Below are 16796 nucleotides of genomic sequence, written 5' to 3'. Positions count from 1 at the left end.
ACCGCGTCCGCCGGGCGAGGTGATCAGGCGTACTCCCCGGGGAGTACCGGGGCGCACTGCGCACCGGGGCCGACCAGCCCGACCGGTCCGCCCGACCGGTCCGCCCGACTACTCCGCGGGACCGGCCGCCCGCGGGAACACCAGGCCGACTTCGTGGGCCAGTCGCCCCGCCGCGTGCCGGAAGAACGCCTCCCGGTCCTCGACGACCCGGTGGAACTGCCCGAACAGCTCGAAACCGATCAGACCGTACAGCTGTGCCCACGCGGCCACGAGCGTCGTCACCGTCTCGGGCGGGAGGTCCGGCGCGAGCTCGTCGGCCATGCGCCGCGCCTCCGGCTTCAGCTCGGCGGGCAGCGGCGTGCGGGCCACCCCCTCGTCCTGGTGAGCGTCCCTGACGATGGAGATCAGGAGCAGCCCCACCCGGGCAGCGGCCGGGATGGTCGTCTCCGGCGCGCTGTAACCAGGCACCGGCGAGCCATAGATCAGCGTGTACTCCTGCGGATGCTCCAGCGCCCAGCGACGCACCGCCGCGCAGACCGTGATCCAGCGCTCCCGGGGGGCCGCCCCGGCCACCTCGGCGTGCGCCGCCTCCGCGGCCTCGCCGAGCGAGTCGTACGCGTCGATGATGAGTGCCGTCAGCAGGTCGTCGCGGCTGGGGAAGTAGCGGTACAGCGCGGACGAGACCATGCCGAGTTCGCGGGCCACGGCCCGCAGCGAGAGCCTGTCGGCACCGTCCGCGGCGAGCTGTCTGCGCGCCTCGTCCTTGATGGCCGCGGTGACCTCGATCCTGGCGCGGGCTCGCGCCCCTCGTGCCGTACTCATACTCGCGCCCCTCGTGCGGTACTCATGCCAGGCAGTCTGACACGTTCGCAGAGCACCGCACACAAAAGAGAGCACCGATCCGAAACCGGAGCGTTGCTTCCAAGCCGGGTCGACGCCCCGATTGAAGATCGGTGCTCCAAAAAGAGAGCACCGCTCTTGCATTGGCGCACCGATCTGGAGCAGACTGCTCTCGAGCGAGAGCAGTGCTCACAAAAGAGAGCGTCGCTCTCTCGATCGATGGGGGTCGTCATGTCCACTCACGTCCAGAAGCCCGGCTGGTTCACCGTGAACGTCTTCAACCGCGCGGTCGCCTGGATCACCCGTCGCGGGCTCAGCGTCTGGGGCTCCCGCGTGCTGGCCGTGCGTGGCCGCAAGAGCGGCGAGTGGCGGACGACTCCGGTCAATCTGCTCGTCGTGGACGGGGAGCAGTACCTGGTGGCCCCGCGCGGTCATGTCCAGTGGACGCACAACATGCGGGCGGCGGGCGGCGGCGAGCTGCGGCTCGGCAAGAACGTGGACGTGTTCACGGCGACCGAGGTCGCCGACGCGGACAAGGTCCCGCTGCTGCGCGCCTACCTCAAGCGCTGGAAGGCGGAGGTCGGCGTCTTCTTCAACGGTGTCGGCCCCGACTCGTCCCACGAGGAACTGCTGCGCATCGCCCCGGACCACCCGGTCTTCCGCGTCACGGTCACCGGCTGATTCCGGGCACGCGACCGCACGGCCGCGGGCAGGCAGCGGCTCACCACGGATTCGGCCACGGGCACGTCGGCCAGGGGCGGACACCGAGCCGTCCGCCGCACCCGGTCTTCAAGAGGCCTGCGCGCCCTGGCGTCCAGGGCGTACCGACCCCCGTACCGGCCCCGATCCTCATGCCGAGCTGTGCCGGCGCCTCGAACTCACCGGTTGCCGGCGCCGACACTCAGCCCGGCCCATGCCCGGCGCTCGACCCGTCCATGCCGGCACTCAGCCCTCGACCGCGCCCGCCGCTCCGCGGTCGAACGCCGTCAGCGCGCGCCCGGCCATCGGATGGGTGCGCACCAGCTCGCCGAGCGAGGTCGACCCGCGGGTGATCCCGGTGAAGGCCCTCCACGCGGGCCGGACGGTCGTGAGCGCCGCGTGGAACAGACCGGGGCGGCGTTCGAAGGCGTTGAGCATGCGCTTGCCGACGCTCATCTCGACGCCGAGGCCCGCCTTGATGGCGAAGGCGTAGTTGAGTGCCTGGCGCCGCGCGTCCACCGCGTCGTGCGCCTCGGCGATCCGTACCGCCCACTCCCCCGCGAGCCGCCCGGAGCGCAGCGCGAAGGAGATGCCCTCACGCGTCCACGGTTCGAGCAGCCCGGCCGCGTCCCCGCACACCAGGACCCTGCCGCGCGACAGCGGGGAGTCGTCGGCGCGGCAGCGCGTGAGATGACCCGAGGAGACCGCCGGTTCGAAGCCCGCGAGGCCGAGGCGGGCGACGAAGTCCTCCAAGTAGCGCTTGGTGGCGGCGCCTTCGCCGCGCGCGGAGATCACCCCGACGGTGAGCGTGTCCCCCTTGGGGAACACCCATCCGTAACTGCCGGGCATGGGGCCCCAGTCGATGAGGACCCTGCCCTGCCAGTCCTCGGCGACGGTCTCCGGGACCGGGATCTCCGCCTCCAGGCCGAGGTCGACCTGGTCGAGCTTCACGCCGACATGGGCTCCTATGCGGCTGGCGCTGCCGTCGGCGCCGACGACCGCCCGCGCCAGTACCGTCTCGCCGCCCTGGAGCACGACGGCGACGGTGCGGCGGTCGGGGACGGCCGAGCCGTGCTGCTCGACACGGGAGACCGTGACGCCGGTACGCAGCTCGGCGCCCGCCTTCTGGGCGTGCTCGACGAGCTGCTGGTCGAACTCCGGCCGGTTGATCAGCCCGAACAGCATCTGCTTGGAACGCCGGGTGCGGGTGAACCTGCCGTCCAGCGAGAACGTGACCGCGTGCACCCGGTCCCGGAACGGCAACTCGAAGCCGGGCGGCAGCGCGTCGCGCGACGGGCCGATGATGCCGCCGCCGCACGTCTTGTAGCGGGGCAGCTCCGCTTTCTCCAGCAGCAGGACACTGCGTCCCGCGACCGCTGCCGCGTAGGCGGCCGATGCCCCTGCGGGGCCCGCGCCGACCACGACGACGTCCCACACCCGCTGCCCGTCGTCCGCCGAAGTGTTCTCGCTGCTCACGATGGTCTACTGCTCCCAGTCCAGCCGTCTGCCGCACCTGTCTCCCGCATCCTACGGCGGGCATCGCCGCAGGCCGCTGTGGGAGGATCGGCAGCGTATGCGCCCTGCACACCAGCAAGCGCGTACGCACCACCCGATCACCTGTACACAGAAGTCAACGTCGCACCCACAAGGAGCGTGCCCATGTCGTCGAATCCGGTCGCCGAGACCGTCGCCTCGCTCATGCCCCGTGCGAAGGCGGAGCTCGCCGAGCTGGTGGCCTTCAAGTCGGTGGCGGACTTCGACCAATACCCCAAGAGCGAGAGCGAGGGCGCGGCGAACTGGATAGTCGACGCGCTGCGCGCCGAGGGCTTCCAGGACCTGGCGCTGCTCGACACCCCTGACGGCACGCAGTCGGTGTACGGCTTCCTGCCCGGACCGGAAGGTGCGAAGACGGTCCTGCTGTACGCGCACTACGACGTGCAGCCGCCGTTGGACGAGGCGGCCTGGGTGACCCCGCCGTTCGAACTGACGGAGCGCGACGGCCGCTGGTACGGGCGCGGCAGCGCCGACTGCAAGGGCGGCGTCATCATGCACCTGCTCGCCCTGCGGGCGCTGAAGGCGAACGGCGGCGTGCCGGTGCACGTCAAGGTGATCGTCGAGGGTTCGGAGGAGCAGGGCACCGGCGGCCTCGAGCGGTACGCCGAGGAGCACCCGGATCTGCTGACGGCCGACACCATCGTCATCGGCGACGCCGGCAACTTCCGCGCCGGCCTGCCGACGGTGACCGCGACGCTGCGCGGCATGACCCTCGTGCGCATTCAGGTGGACACCCTCGAAGGGAACCTGCACTCGGGGCAGTTCGGCGGGGCGGCCCCCGACGCGCTGGCGGCACTGATCCGCGTCCTGGACTCGCTGCGGGCCGAGGACGGTTCGACGACGGTCGACGGTCTCGCGGGTGACGCGTCCTGGGACGGGCTGGAGTACGACGAGGAGTCGTTCCGCAAGGACGCCAAGGTGCTCGACGGGGTGGAACTCATCGGCTCCGGGACGATCGCCGACCGCATCTGGGCGCGTCCGGCCGTGACCGTCCTCGGCATCGACTGCCCGCCGGTGGTCGGCGCGACGGCCTCCGTGCAGGCGGGCGCCCGCGCGCTGGTGAGCCTGCGGGTGCCGCCGGGCGCGGACGCCGCCGAGGCGACCAAGCTGCTCCAGGCCCACCTGGAGACACGTACGCCGTGGGGCGCGCGGGTGAGCACCGAGCAGATCGGTCAGGGGCAGCCGTTCCGCGCCGACACGTCGAGCCCGGCGTACGCGGCGATGACCGAGGCCATGTCGGTCGCGTACGCGGGCCAGGAGATGCAGTACGCGGGCCTGGGCGGCTCCATCCCGCTGTGCAACACCCTCGCCTCGCTGTATCCGCAGGCCGAGATCCTGCTCATCGGACTGAGCGAGCCGGAGGCGCAGATCCACGCGGTGAACGAGGGCGTCTCACCGGACGAGCTGGAGCGCCTGTCGGTCGCCGAGGCGCTGTTCCTCCGGAACTACGCGGCAAGCTGACCGGTCTTCCGGCCGGGTGCCGGGTATGAGCGGTCGGGGTCGACCGGTCATACCCGGCGCCCGGTGTCCCTCGTCCGACGGCCGGCACCCGGCACCCGGCACCCGGCACCCGGCACCCGGCACCCGGCACCCGGCGGGAGAAGACCGCGCACGGGCGCCCCGACTCCTCCGTGTCACCCCACGGGGACCCCTGACTCCAGGTAGAGTGCCGCGCCCCGCTCGCGCGCCCGCAGGGCCCAGCGCAGCCGTTCGTAGCGCACGGGCGGCAGGAGGTCGGCCGCCTCCTCTTCGGTGGCGAAGCGCCAGTCGCGGAGCTCGGGTCCGGGGAGCAGCAGCCGGCGGGTGGCCGCCCCGTCGAGGCGGCCTCCGTCGAACAGCAGCCGCAGGCCGCCGTAGCCCGGGGGCTTGGGCGACTCCCAGTCGACGACCAGGAGCCGGGGCACGTCCTCGAGCGTGAGGCCTGTCTCCTCGGCGACCTCGCGCATGCCGGCGCGGGCGGGGGCCTCGCCGGGCTCGACGACGCCGCCGGGGAATTCCCAGCCGGGCTTGTACGTCGGGTCGACGAGGAGCACCCGGTCCTGCTCGTCGAAGAGGAGCACTCCGGCGGCGACGGTCTCCGCGGTGGGTTCGGGGGTCTGCACGATGTCGCAGACCGGTACCTCCCCGGTCCGCACGGCCTCGGCGATGCGGACCGCCGCGTCGTACGGGGTGAGGGCGCTGGTGTCCACGGGATGGGCGTCCGCGGTGAGCCAGGAGCCGAGCGCGGCACGGTACGGCTCGATGTGGTCGTAGGACCACTGGCGCACCCTGATCTCGCCGTCGGGCAGTTCCGGCGGCACCTCACGGTCGGCTATTCGCTCGCGCAGGATCGTTTCCGCCGGGGCGAGGAGCACATGCCGTACGGAGACACGGCGCGCGGCCAGGCCTCCGAAGATCTCGTCGCGGTATTCCTGGCGGAGCAGGGTCATCGGGACCACGAGGACACCACCGAGCTCGGCGAGCATCGCCGCCGCGGTGTCGACCACCAGACGTCGCCAGATCGGCAGGTCCTGGAAGTCGCCGACCTCGGCGAGGTGCTTGGCCGGCAGCAGGTGCGTGAGTGCGCCGCCGATGACCTCGGGGTCGAAGAGCGTGCTGTTCGGGATCAGCTCGATCAGTTCCCGTGCGGTGGTGGTCTTCCCCGCACCGAACGCACCGTTGATCCAGACGATCACGATTCCCCCTCTTCTGTTGGCCCCCTGTGGCTTGCCCGCTCCACCCTGCCACGGAAACCAGCCCCTGATGAGGGCGCCCACAGCATGGCGCCGGTGCCCCGTCCCCGGGCACCGGCGCCATGGAAGGAACCCTTCAGCCGTTCTCCCCGCCCAGCGCGTCCTGGTCGACGGCCAGACTGTCGCTGCTGATCGTGTGATCGACGGTGCTGAGGGAGTCACCGACGTTCAGATCGCCCAGCGCGTCCCCCTCCAGGGCGTGCGAGGGAGTGATCGCCGCGACGACGAACCCGGTGGCGAGGGAGGCAATGGCCAGCATGCTGCGCTTCTTCATGCCCGGTTCAACTGGCAAACCGCCGAAGGGTCACGCGCGCCGTCCGAGATGCCGGTCATTTCCCACCGGCACCCCGCCCCCGGCACCCACCGACGGAGGCGGTCGAGCAGTAGGCCGTACGGCCGAACTCGACTGTCGGCCCTGGTGAAGGCGTTCTAGCGTGGTCTCCCCGACTGAAGGAGTGAGGATGCCGGAGAGGGCGAAGCTGGACCGGCTGGGCAAAGAGGCTCGGGCCGTGAAGTTCCCCGACGGCAGCAAGGGGGTCATCCTGGTCGAGGCGGGGACACCGCAGGACGAGGCCGATGAGATCGCTGCCCGGCTGTGGGCGGAGTCGCCGGAGGCGGGCGTACCGGGTGACCTGGGCGGGTCGCTGCTGGACGGCATGTGATCCCTGCGGGTGCATGAGCGGCGTCCGGGGCCGGGAGGCACCGGGCGCGGCGTCGGTATTGCTCCGTTCGGGCGCGGCCGGGTTACGGACCGGGCGGTGGATCGTTTCTCCAGATATGAGCAGAAGTCGCAGGTTGCGGGATCTGGCAGGGCCGGCGGCGTTCGAGCAGTTGCAGGCGCAGCTGGCCCGTTCGGCCGCGTGCGTGACCAAGGGGCAGAAGTCCGCGCGGCGAAGAGCGGTCGAGGGCGCGGTCCCCTCGCCGGACGCGGAGTCGGACGACGACGGCGACGAGGCGGCGGCCCTCGGCACGGGCTGAGACCGCACGGCCGGGCGGCCTCGTACGTCGAAGAGGCGCGTGCTCTCGGCGCGCGCCGGAGGTGTGCCTGCGCGCGGGGCTCTCCCTGTCGTCGCGGAGCGGCTGCATAGGATCGCCGGCATGGCGCTGCGACCCGTGATGGTGAACATCAAGGCTCTTGACCACTCGGCGGTCGGCCGGTTCTGGGCAAAGGCGCTCGGCTGGAGTGCCTACAGCCCCGGCGCGACGACCTACGTCGGACCCGCCGGCGGCCTCGTCTGGCCGGACCCGGTCGTCGTCGGCGTCGACTTCGTTCCCGTCCCGGAGTCCAAGACGGCGACGAAGAACCGTGTACACCTCGATCTCGCCACCATGTCCGCGGCCCATCGGACGGAGTTGGTGGCACGTCTGAAGGCTCTCGGTGCGACGCCCGTCGACGTGGGCCGGGGCAGTGTGCCGTGGACGGTCCTCGCCGACCCCGAGGGCAATGAGTTCTGCGTGCTGGAGCCCCGGGAGATCTACCGGGACACCGGGCCGATCGCCGCCGTCGTGGTCGACTGTACGGATCCCCGGGCCATGGCCCGGTTCTGGGATGAGGCGCTGGACTGGACCCTGCACGGGGTGACCGACGATCAGGCGGTGTTCCGTGCCGCCAAGGGTGTCGGTCCGTATCTCGAGTTCCTCCGCACGCCCGGCGTGAAGACCGTGCCGGACCGCGTCCATCTCGATCTGCTGCCGTACCCCGGGGACGACAAGGCGGCGGAGGTGGCGCGGCTGCGGGCCCTCGGCGCCACCGACCTCGACGTCGGCCAGGGCGACGCCCCGTGGACGTGCCTGGCCGACCCCGAGGGCCACGAGTTCTGCGTCCTCGCCCCGTCCTGACGCGGAGCGTTACCCCTTCGTCGACCCCAGCGTCAGTCCCGCGATGAAGTGCCGCTGGAGGAGCAGGAACACGAGGATCGTCGGCAGCGCGACGAGGACCGAACCCGCGGCCAACAGGTTGTAGTCGGTGAAGAACTGGCCCCGGAGGTTGTTCAGGGACGACGTGACGGGGAGCTTGTCGGGGTTGGAGATGAAGATCAGTGCCCAGAGGAAGTCGTTGTAGATCCAGGTGAATTCGAGGGTTCCGAGGGCGGCGAGCGCGGGCCGGCACAGCGGAAGCGTGATGCGCCAGAACTGGGTCCAGACTCCGGCACCGTCGACCACCGCGGCCTCGAGGATCTCCTGCGGCAGGGTCCGCATGAAGTTGGCGAGCACGAAGACGCAGAAGCCCAGCTGGAACCCGACGTTGACGACGATCACGGCCCAGTAGGAGTCGTACATCGTGAGGGAGTCGGACATCCACCAGGGCAGCGGGATCTTGTTGAACAGGACGTACAGCGGGGTGACGATCACCTGCTGGGGCAGCAGGTTGCCCGCCGTGAAGAACATCAGCAGGACGAGACCGCCCCGCAGCTTGAGACGGGAGACCGCGAACGCGACGAAGGATGCCAGGAACAGGGTGAGGAGCACCCCGGGGACGGCGATGAGCAGCGTGTTGGTGAAGTACTTCCCCATGCCGGACTCGGTGTAGGCCCGGCGGTAGTAGTCGAAGGACAGGTGCCTGGGGAACGAGAAGTAGCCGTGCTGTGCGGTCTCCTCGTACGGCCGCAGCGAGGCGTAGACGGCGAGCAGGAGCGGGGCGAGGAAGGCCAGGGACACGCCCATCAGGAAGATGTGCACGCCGAAGCGGCCGGGGCGCGGCCCGCGGCGGGGCGCGGGACGTCGTGTCGTGGCGGACTCCGTCCGGACGGGCGCGTCGGTGCGGATGTCGGCGGTCATCGGTCGCGCGCACCTCGCAGCTCTTGGACCAGGAACGTCACGATGAATCCCAGGGAGACGGTGAGCAGGACGACCGCGATGGCGGAGCCGAAGCCGATGCGGCCGGCCTCGCCGATGATGTTGTCGGTGATCAGGACGGAAAGGAGTTCCAGGCCGTTGCGGCCCTTGTTGACGGCGTAGACGATGTCGAAGGCACGCAGGGCCTCGATGACGGTGATGACGCCGACGATGACGTTGACGGGGCGCAGCGTCGGGAAGACGACGCGGAAGAAGGTCTGGCGGGCGTTGGCGCCGTCGATGGCGGCCGCTTCCTTCAACTGCGGGTCCACGGACTTGAGTCCGGCCAGGTAGAGGATCATCACGTAGCCGGTGTGCCGCCAGCTCGCCGCGATCATCATCATCCAGAGGTTGAGGTGCGAGTCGCCGAGCCAGTCGATGGGGTCGTCGTGGTTGTTCAGGATGGTGTTGACCACGCCCTGGTCGGTGCCCAGCACCAGTTGGGCGATGAAACCGACGATGGCGAGGGAGAGCACGACCGGCAGGTAGATCGTCGACTGGTAGAAGCGGCTGAAGCGGACGCCCCTGTCGATGAGGACGGCCAGGAAGAGGCCGAAGGGCGTGGCGATCAGGCCGAGGAAGAGCAGCCACAGGATGTTGTGGCGGACGGCCGGCCAGAAGACCGGGTAGTTCTCGGCCATGTTCTTGTAGTTGTCGCCGCCGACCCAGTGGATGTCGCCGATGCCGTCCCAGGAGGTGAAGGAGAGTCCTATGGAGGCGAGGGTCGGGCCCCAGACGACGGCGATGTCGAGCAGGACGGGTATGCCGAGGAGCACGCCGAGGACGACGACGTCGCGGCGGGTGAACCGCCGCAGCCGTCGTCGTCCCGCGCGCCGTGGGATGTTGAGCGCCACGGGACGTCTTCCCCCAGGTTCAGCCGACGGGCGACGAGAAGATGGTCTTCTTCTGCCGTTCGATGCTGTTGCAGAGACCGTCGACGTCCTTCGGGTTTCCGATGAAGTCCTGGATCGCCTTGATCATGACGGTCGAGGCGAAGTCGGGCCGGGTGTCACGGTCCATGAACTGTGAGATCTGCTTGGCTCCGGACACCAGCTCGGCCGACTTCTTCTGCAGGGCGGTGTACTTGGAGGTGTCGGCGCCGTCGTTGACGGCCACGTTGTTGGGGTCGAGCGCGAGATAGGTGTCCTCGGCCTTGGGTGTGCCCAGCCATTTCAGCAGGGCTTTCGCCCCGTCGACGTTCTTCGACTTCTTGGCGACGAGGAATCCGTCGATGGGGGCTTCCACGGCGTCCTGCGCGTACTGCGGGTCGATCTCGGGGAAGGCGAAGAAGTCGATGTCGTCGCGCTCGTTCTCCGGGAACTGGGTTCCGGGGTGCGGCATTCCGAACACCGCCATGCCGGTCTTGCGCTGCTGGAGGCTCTGGCCTGCCTCTTCCCAGGTACGGCCGAGGGCACCCTTCTGGTAGTACGGCATGAGTTCGCGCCAGGTGTCGAAGACGTTCTTGACCTTGGTGTCGGTCCACGCCTTCTCGCCCGCCATCAGGGACTTGTGGAAGTCGTATCCGTTCAGCCGCATGTTGATGTAGTCGAAGGTGCCCATGGCGGGCCAGCCGTCCTTGTCGCAGAACGCGACGGGGGTGCCGTCCTTCGACATCTTCTTGGCGAGCGCGACGAACTCGTCCCATTTCGCGGGCTGTTCGTAGCCCTGTTTCGCGAAGAGGCTCTTCCGGTGGAAGACGGCCCACGGATAGTAGTAGTACGGCACGAAGTACTGCTTGCCCTCGTGCGTGGACTGCTCCTTGAGGGCGTCGGAGAACCCGCCGAAGCCGCTCCAGACGTCACTGATCTCGTGCAGCAGCCCCTTCTCGGCGAAGTACTGCATGCGGTATCCGGCGAACCACATGAAGACGTCGTCGGGCGTGCCCTGGAGATAGCGGTTGATGTTCTCCTGGAAGTCGTTGTGGTCCTTGGTGTTGACCTTGACCTTCTTGCCGGTCTTCTTCTCGTACGCCGCGAAGGCCGCCGCGTAGGCCTTCTTGGGGACCTCGTCCGACGCGTTGGACCCCACGGTGACTTGGTTCTTGTTCCCTCCCGGTCCGTCGCCGCACGCGGACAGCAGGGCGGGGAGCGAGACCGCGCCGATTCCGACGGCCGCACCTCGCAGGAGATTTCGCCGGGACATCCGATGTCCTGTGGAACCTTCGGGCACGACAAGCCCGTCCGACGATGACTGTGCCATGTCCCCCTCCTCGGGGTGCCATCCAACACAACCGAACGCGAGGCTTGGATCTCACTCCCATGTAAGGGCTCCGTCAAGGGTTCTGACGAGATATCGAACAACCGTTACCACTTCTCTTCCAACAGAGTCCGACACGTCCTACCGTAAACGCGCACCATTGTCGCGGACATGTCGTCATCCCATCTTTCGCGAGTTCGGAGGAACGTAACGATGCGTCACCTTCACACCCGCACAACCCGCAGAAGAGTGGTCGGAGCGCTAACCGCCGGACTGTTGTGTGCGGCCGGCCTCGCCTCACCGGCTCTCGCCGCCCCCGGAAGCGCCTCCGGCACACCGGCCACGGCCTCCCCCGCCTCCCCGGCTCTGGCCGACGGTCTCGCCCTCACCCCTCCGATGGGCTTCAACAACTGGAACTCCACGCACTGCCGGGCGGAGTTCAACGAGGACATGGTCAAGGGCATCGCGGACATCTTCGTCGACAAGGGCCTCAAGGACGCCGGCTACCAGTACGTCAATCTGGACGACTGCTGGGCTCTCCCGAGCCGGGACGCGAACGGCAAACTGGTGCCCGACCCCGTGCGGTTCCCCGGCGGGATCAAAGCGGTCGCCGACTACGTACACGCCAAGGGGCTCAAGCTCGGCATCTACACCAGTGCCGGCACGAAGACCTGCAACAGCGCGGGATTCCCCGGCGCCCTCGGCCACGAGTACAGCGACGCCCAGCAGTTCGCGGACTGGGGCGTCGACTACCTCAAGTACGACAACTGCAACAACCAGGGCGTCGACGCCCGCCTGCGCTACACGACCATGCGTGACGCGCTGAAGGCGACCGGACGGCCGATCGTCTACAGCATCTGCGAATGGGGCGAGAACAAGCCCTGGGAATGGGCCGCGGACGTCGGCCACCTGTGGCGCACGACCGGGGACATCAGCGACAGCTGGGGCTCCATGCTGTCGATCCTCAAGCAGAACCTGCCGCTCGCCCCGCACGCCGGTCCCGGGCACTGGAACGACCCGGACATGCTGGAGGTCGGCAACGGCGGCATGACCGACACCGAGTACCGCTCGCACTTCTCCATGTGGTCGGTCATGGCGGCCCCGCTGCTCATCGGCTCGGACCTGCGCAAGGCCTCCGCGGCGACCTTCGACATCCTCGACAACAAGGAGGTCATCGCCGTCGACCAGGACCCGCTGGGCAAGCAGGGCGCGGTGGTGTCCTCCTCGGGCGGACGCTGGGTCGTCTCCAAGGAGATGAAGGACGGCAGCCGCGCCGTGGCGCTGTTCAACGAGACCGGCAACGCACAGCGCATCGCCACGACCGCGCAGGCCGTCGGCCTGCCCGCGGCCGACGCGTACACCCAGCGCGACCTGTGGCGGCACAAGAGCTACAACACCGCAGGCACGATCTCGGCGACCGTACCCGCGCACGGCACGGTCCTGTTCCGCGTCGCGGCCGACCCCCGGTGGGCCGAGAACCCGCCCGCCGTCGAACTCGGCCTGGACGGTAGCCCGCTGGTGGAGGCCGGAAAGGCGGCCACGCTGACGTCGGCGGTCACCGACCTCGGCCGCACGCCCGCCCGGCAGGTCTCGGTGACGATGAGCGGACCTGAGGGCTGGACGGTGCGGGCGACCGGTCCGACCACCCAGGCCGTACTGCCGACCGGCCGTGCCCTGCGCACACAGTGGCGGGTCACCGCGCCCGAGGGCACGCCCACGGGCTCCTACGACCTCACGCTGACGACGGCGTACCGCTCGCCGACCGGCGTACGCGCCGAGACCGTACTGCCGTTGAAGGCGTCCGTGGTCGTGGCGCCCCCTTCGGGTGTCTCCTCCCTCGGCGACCTGCCGTGGCTGTCGACGACGAACGGCTGGGGACCCGTCGAGCGCAACACCAGCAACGGGGAGAGCGCCGCCGGGGACGGTCGTCCGATCACTCTGGGCGGGGTCGCCTACGCCAAGGGGCTCGGTGTGCACGCCGAGAGCGCCGTCGAGTACTACACCGGCAAGGCGTGCGAGACGGTCACCGCCGACGTGGGCGTGGACGACGAGAAGGGCGTCAAGGGCAGCGTCGCCTTCGAGATCTGGGCCGACGACGTCAAGGTCGCCTCGACCGGCGTGCTCACCAACGCGATGCCGGCCCAGCCGGTCACGGCCGATGTGACCGGCGCCCAGGTGGTCCGGCTCGTCGTCACCGACGGCGGCGACGGGATCGACTCGGACCACGCCGACTGGGCGGACGCGAGGCTCAGCTGCTGAGGCCGTGACAGCGCGAGGGGGGCGTGCGACGGCGGACCGGCCGACGCGACGCCCACCCTCGCTCGGGACCGGGACCGGGACCGGGACCGGGGCGCGGGCCGCCGGCCCGGGCCACCGGCCCGCGGCCCGCGGGCGGAGGAGAGCCCTGGCGGGGGGCGGGCCGTCTCCGGGCGGGAGGAAGAGCCCCGGGCAGGGTGCCGGCCCCGTGCGGCATGGGCAGAGACCCCGGCAGGGTGCCGGCCCCGTGCGGCATGGGCAGAGACGCCGGCAGGGTGCCGGCCCGCTACGGGGAGAGCCCCCGGCAGGGGTGCCGTCCCTCCGCGGCACGGGGAGAGCCCCCGGCAGGGTGCCGGCCGGCAGGGGGACAGCCCCGGGCAGGGCGCGACGCCCCACCGCACGCCGGGGGACGGAGATCCGCCTGCTGGTGGCCACCACAGCAGGGGGATCCCCACCGCGGGAACGGCGCGGGCCGGCCGCTTGGAGGAAGCCCGTGACACCGGAACCTCGCCCCCGGCCGCGGGCACGGCACGGGGGGCCGCCGACAGGAGCCCACGAAGCCGGAACCTCGTCCCCGGCCGTCGCCCCGACCGCACGCCTCGGCCGACGCCCCGACCTCACACCGCGGCGTCAGTCCCCCTCAGACCCCGGCCGCGGTCGCGCTCGTCCTGCGGGTGAGCGCGGCCGCCGCCGCGCCGACCAGGCCCGCGTCCGTGCCCATCAGCGCGGGCGCCACGGTCAGCCGCTGCACGAAGGACAGCGTCGCGTAGTCGGCCAGCGCCCTGCGCAGCGGCGCGAAGAGGACCTCGCCGGCCTTGGCCACTCCCCCGCCGATGACGGCGATGTCGATCTCGACGAGCGTCGCGGTCGCGGCGATGCCCGCGGCGAGGGCCTGCGCGGCCCGCTCGAAGGAGGCCACGGCCACCGGGTCGCCGGCGCGGGCGGCCTCGCCGACCGCGGCGGCCGTCGTGTCGCCGTCCGGGCCCGGCCGCCAGCCGGCGTCCAGTGCGCGGCGCGCGATGTTCGGGCCGCTGGCGATGCGCTCCACGCAGCCGCGGGAGCCGCACGGGCACGCGTCGCCGTCGAGGTCGACACTGATGTGGCCGATGTGGCCCGCGTTGCCGGTGGGGCCGGGGTGCAGCTGCCCGTTGAGGACGAGTCCGCCGCCCACCCCGGTGGACACCACCATGCACAGCGCGTTGTCGTGGCCGCGGGCGGCGCCCTGCCAGTGCTCGGCCGCCGTGATGGCCACGCCGTCGCCGATCAGCTCCACGGGAAGCCCTCCGGTGGCCCTGCGGACCCCCTCGACCAGCGGGTAGCCGCGCCAGCCGGGCACGTTCACGGGGCTCACCGTGCCTGCGGAGGCGTCCACCGGGCCCGCGCTGCCGATGCCGACCGCCCGTGCCCCGCTCCACAGCGGTGAGACGGTGAGCTCGCCGAGCACGTCCTCGACGGCGCGCATCACGGTGTCGCCGTCCTCCTGAGCGGGCGTCGCGCGCTGCGCGCGCAGCAGGATCCGGCCGTGGCCGTCCACCAGCGCTCCGGCGATCTTGGTGCCGCCGATGTCGAGCGCGGCCACGAGGTCGGTGTGCATCAGTGTCAGAACTCCCAAGGCGGTGTCGTGCCGGGCCCGCCGCGCTGCGGGTCCGGGTCCCCGGCCGGGTGCGGGCAGGACCGGACCCTGCCGGACGCCGTGCGAAGGGCGCCGTGACGACGGCAAGGACCGCACGCCTCGAGGGGAAGGCGCAGGCCGGAGATTGCGGTGGACAGTGTCTCCCGCATCTGACAACGTTGTCCAGGCTCTATGCTCGACGCCACATCCTCATACAACCCCATGGACCGGCGCATCCCCGTGGACGACAGGACAGGACAGCACATCGTGGCAGAGACCGCCCGCCGAGCAGACCGCCTCTCCGGAAGCCGCTACGGAAACCGTCCGACCATGAAGGACGTAGCGGCGCGTGCCGGAGTCGGCCTCAAGACGGTCTCGCGCGTGGTCAACGGCGAGCCGGGGGTCACCCCGGACACCGAGCGCCGCGTCCAGGAGGCCATCGAGGCGCTGGGCTTCCGCCGCAACGACAGCGCGCGCGTGCTGCGCAAGGGGCGCACCGCGAGCATCGGCCTCGTCCTGGAGGATCTCGCCGACCCCTTCTACGGTCCGCTCAGCCGCGCGGTGGAGGAGGTGGCCCGCGCCCACGGAGCGCTGCTGATCAACGGCTCCAGCGCCGAGGACCCGGACCGGGAGCAGGAGCTGGTCCTCGCCCTGTGCGCCCGCCGGGTGGACGGGCTGGTGGTGATCCCGGCCGGTGACGACCACCGCTATCTGGAGCCCGAGATCAAGGCGGGTGTCGCGACCGTCTTCGTGGACCGTCCGGCCGGAAAGATCGACGCGGACGTGGTCCTGTCGGACAGCTTCGGCGGCGCCCGCGACGGTGTCGCCCACCTCATCGGCCACGGCCACCGCCGGATCGGCTTCATCGGCGACATGCCGCGCATCCACACGGCCGCCGAGCGACTGCGCGGCTACCGGGCGGCGATGGAGGACGCCGGCATACCGGTCGAGGACGCCTGGATGTCGCTCGGGGTCACCGATCCGCAGCGGGTGCGCGAGGCGGCGGAGGAGATGCTCTCGGGCCCCTCGCCCGTCACCGCGATCTTCGCCGGCAACAACCGTGTCACCGTCACCGTGGTCCGTGTCATCTCCGAGATCGGCCGCCCCGTCGCCCTGGTGGGCTTCGACGACATCGAACTCGCCGATCTCCTGAACCCCGGCGTCACCGTGGTCGCCCAGGACGCCGCCGCCCTCGGCCGCACCGCCGCCGAACGCCTCTTCCGCCAGCTCGACGGCAGCCTCGTCACGCCGGAACGCATCGAACTCCCCACCCGCCTGATCACCCGCGGCTCGGGGGAACTGCCGCCGTCGGGCTGAACTGTGGCCGCCCCGGACCCGCACAGCCTCGAGGCACTCGGCCTGGCCGAGGCGCCGCGCGACCGGCCGCTGAGCTATCCGGGGGTCTGGCCGGCCGAGTCGGGGCTCCTCGACGGCAGCCGCATGGTGCCACTGAGCCGCTTGGTGCACGAGGACAGGGCGCCCGTCGTCGCCGTCGGCTCCAACGCCTGCCCCGCCCAACTCCGTCACAAGATGGCGGAGCACAAGGTGCCCTGCACCATCCCGATGGTGAATTCGTGGGTCGCCGGCATCGGTCTCGGTGTCTCGGCCCACGTGAGCTCGATGGGGTACGTGTCCGCGTCCCCGTTCCACGCGCCGGGCAGCGTCAGCGAGTTGTTCATCACCTGGCTCGACGCCGACCAACTCGCCGTGATCGACGCGAGCGAGGGCGTGAACGTACCGGCGGGAGCGTACGACCGTGCCCGGCTCCCCTCGCACTTCGCGATCGAGCTGGAATCCGGCGAGCTCCTGGAGGGTGCCTACCTCTACGTCAATCGGCACGGCATCCTGCGGGACGACGCTGGAGTGCCCCTCTTCCACCCCGGTGAGCGTCCGCTGCTCGCCGCCCTGTTGGCGGGATCGCCGCGGCTGCGAGCACTGTTCGGGGAGACCCCCGAGGAGTTCTGCTCACGCGCCCGGCTCGACCGGCGCCTCTGCGAGCGAGGCACCGGTCTGTTCGCGGAAGAGGGACTCACGGGAGCGTCGGGGCTGGAGCAGTACGTGCTGTGACGGCC

At 70.7% G+C, this 16796-nt stretch carries 16 protein-coding genes; 8 read left to right on the top strand and 8 right to left on the bottom strand.

Features of this window, described 5'->3' with window-relative positions; genetic code table 11:
• Positions 1-108 precede the first annotated feature (108 nt).
• The gene (locus ACZ4IF_RS34870) at positions 109-822 is read right to left on the bottom strand and encodes a TetR/AcrR family transcriptional regulator (protein ID WP_467570235.1); all 714 of its coding nucleotides are present in this window, start codon (positions 820-822) and stop codon (positions 109-111) included.
• Between the two features lie 249 nt (positions 823-1071).
• Between ACZ4IF_RS34870 and ACZ4IF_RS34865 the strand changes: the two genes are divergently transcribed.
• Positions 1072-1521, top strand: a complete 450-nt coding sequence (locus ACZ4IF_RS34865; protein WP_359496295.1) for a nitroreductase family deazaflavin-dependent oxidoreductase — start codon at positions 1072-1074, stop codon at positions 1519-1521.
• A gap of 264 nt (positions 1522-1785) precedes the next feature.
• Here ACZ4IF_RS34865 and ACZ4IF_RS34860 read toward each other — a convergent pair whose 3' ends face one another.
• Positions 1786-3015, bottom strand: coding sequence for a geranylgeranyl reductase family protein (locus ACZ4IF_RS34860; RefSeq protein WP_467570232.1), 1230 nt, complete (start codon positions 3013-3015; stop codon positions 1786-1788).
• 183 nt (positions 3016-3198) lie between these two features.
• On the opposite strand from ACZ4IF_RS34860, the gene ACZ4IF_RS34855 reads away from it, so the two are divergent.
• Positions 3199-4554, top strand: a complete 1356-nt coding sequence (locus tag ACZ4IF_RS34855; RefSeq protein ID WP_467570229.1) for a M20/M25/M40 family metallo-hydrolase — start codon at positions 3199-3201, stop codon at positions 4552-4554.
• 173 nt (positions 4555-4727) lie between these two features.
• On the opposite strand, the gene ACZ4IF_RS34850 is transcribed toward ACZ4IF_RS34855, so the two are convergent.
• A complete protein-coding gene (locus tag ACZ4IF_RS34850) occupies positions 4728-5771 on the bottom strand; it encodes an NUDIX hydrolase (RefSeq protein WP_467570556.1) in 1044 nt (347 codons plus the stop codon).
• Between the two features lie 130 nt (positions 5772-5901).
• A complete protein-coding gene (locus ACZ4IF_RS34845; protein WP_467570226.1) occupies positions 5902-6099 on the bottom strand; it encodes a hypothetical protein in 198 nt (65 codons plus the stop codon).
• Positions 6100-6286: 187 nt separating this feature from the next.
• Here ACZ4IF_RS34845 and ACZ4IF_RS34840 point away from each other — a divergent pair, with 187 nt between their 5' ends.
• From ACZ4IF_RS34840 to ACZ4IF_RS34830, 3 genes are all read left to right on the top strand, one after another.
• Positions 6287-6487: a hypothetical protein gene (locus ACZ4IF_RS34840; RefSeq protein ID WP_095932575.1), complete on the top strand. Its 201-nt coding sequence runs from the start codon at positions 6287-6289 to the stop codon at positions 6485-6487.
• Between the two features lie 133 nt (positions 6488-6620).
• Positions 6621-6803 carry a hypothetical protein gene (locus tag ACZ4IF_RS34835; RefSeq protein WP_467570223.1) on the top strand — a complete coding sequence of 61 codons (183 nt, stop codon included), beginning with the start codon at positions 6621-6623 and terminating at the stop codon, positions 6801-6803.
• Positions 6804-6923: 120 nt separating this feature from the next.
• Entirely contained in the window at positions 6924-7664 is a 741-nt protein-coding gene (locus ACZ4IF_RS34830; RefSeq protein ID WP_467570220.1) for a VOC family protein, read from the top strand.
• Between the two features lie 9 nt (positions 7665-7673).
• Here the strand turns inward: ACZ4IF_RS34830 and ACZ4IF_RS34825 are convergent, their stop codons facing one another.
• From ACZ4IF_RS34825 to ACZ4IF_RS34815, 3 genes are read right to left on the bottom strand one after another with little or no spacing between them, the layout of a single operon-like run.
• Positions 7674-8603 (bottom strand): carbohydrate ABC transporter permease, encoded by a 930-nt coding sequence (locus ACZ4IF_RS34825; protein WP_467570217.1) that lies wholly within the window; start codon positions 8601-8603, stop codon positions 7674-7676.
• Positions 8600-9514, bottom strand: a complete 915-nt coding sequence (locus ACZ4IF_RS34820; RefSeq protein WP_467570215.1) for a carbohydrate ABC transporter permease — start codon at positions 9512-9514, stop codon at positions 8600-8602. Before ACZ4IF_RS34820 ends, ACZ4IF_RS34825 begins: the two co-directional genes overlap by 4 nt.
• A gap of 19 nt (positions 9515-9533) precedes the next feature.
• Entirely contained in the window at positions 9534-10802 is a 1269-nt protein-coding gene (locus tag ACZ4IF_RS34815; RefSeq protein ID WP_467570212.1) for an ABC transporter substrate-binding protein, read from the bottom strand.
• Positions 10803-11069: 267 nt separating this feature from the next.
• On the opposite strand from ACZ4IF_RS34815, the gene ACZ4IF_RS34810 reads away from it, so the two are divergent.
• A complete protein-coding gene (locus ACZ4IF_RS34810; protein WP_467570210.1) occupies positions 11070-13115 on the top strand; it encodes an NPCBM/NEW2 domain-containing protein in 2046 nt (681 codons plus the stop codon).
• Between the two features lie 637 nt (positions 13116-13752).
• Here ACZ4IF_RS34810 and ACZ4IF_RS34805 read toward each other — a convergent pair.
• The gene (locus ACZ4IF_RS34805) at positions 13753-14706 is read right to left on the bottom strand and encodes an ROK family protein (RefSeq protein ID WP_359503998.1); all 954 of its coding nucleotides are present in this window, start codon (positions 14704-14706) and stop codon (positions 13753-13755) included.
• A gap of 240 nt (positions 14707-14946) precedes the next feature.
• Here ACZ4IF_RS34805 and ACZ4IF_RS34800 point away from each other — a divergent pair, with 240 nt between their 5' ends.
• Positions 14947-16041 carry a LacI family DNA-binding transcriptional regulator gene (locus ACZ4IF_RS34800; protein WP_467570207.1) on the top strand — a complete coding sequence of 365 codons (1095 nt, stop codon included), beginning with the start codon at positions 14947-14949 and terminating at the stop codon, positions 16039-16041.
• Positions 16042-16044: 3 nt separating this feature from the next.
• A complete protein-coding gene (locus ACZ4IF_RS34795) occupies positions 16045-16791 on the top strand; it encodes a hypothetical protein (protein ID WP_467570205.1) in 747 nt (248 codons plus the stop codon).
• The last annotated feature ends 5 nt before the right edge of the window (positions 16792-16796 follow it).

The organism is Streptomyces sp. NPDC025784 (genome assembly GCF_055558435.1).
This window is presented reverse-complemented; position numbering and strand designations above follow the sequence as displayed.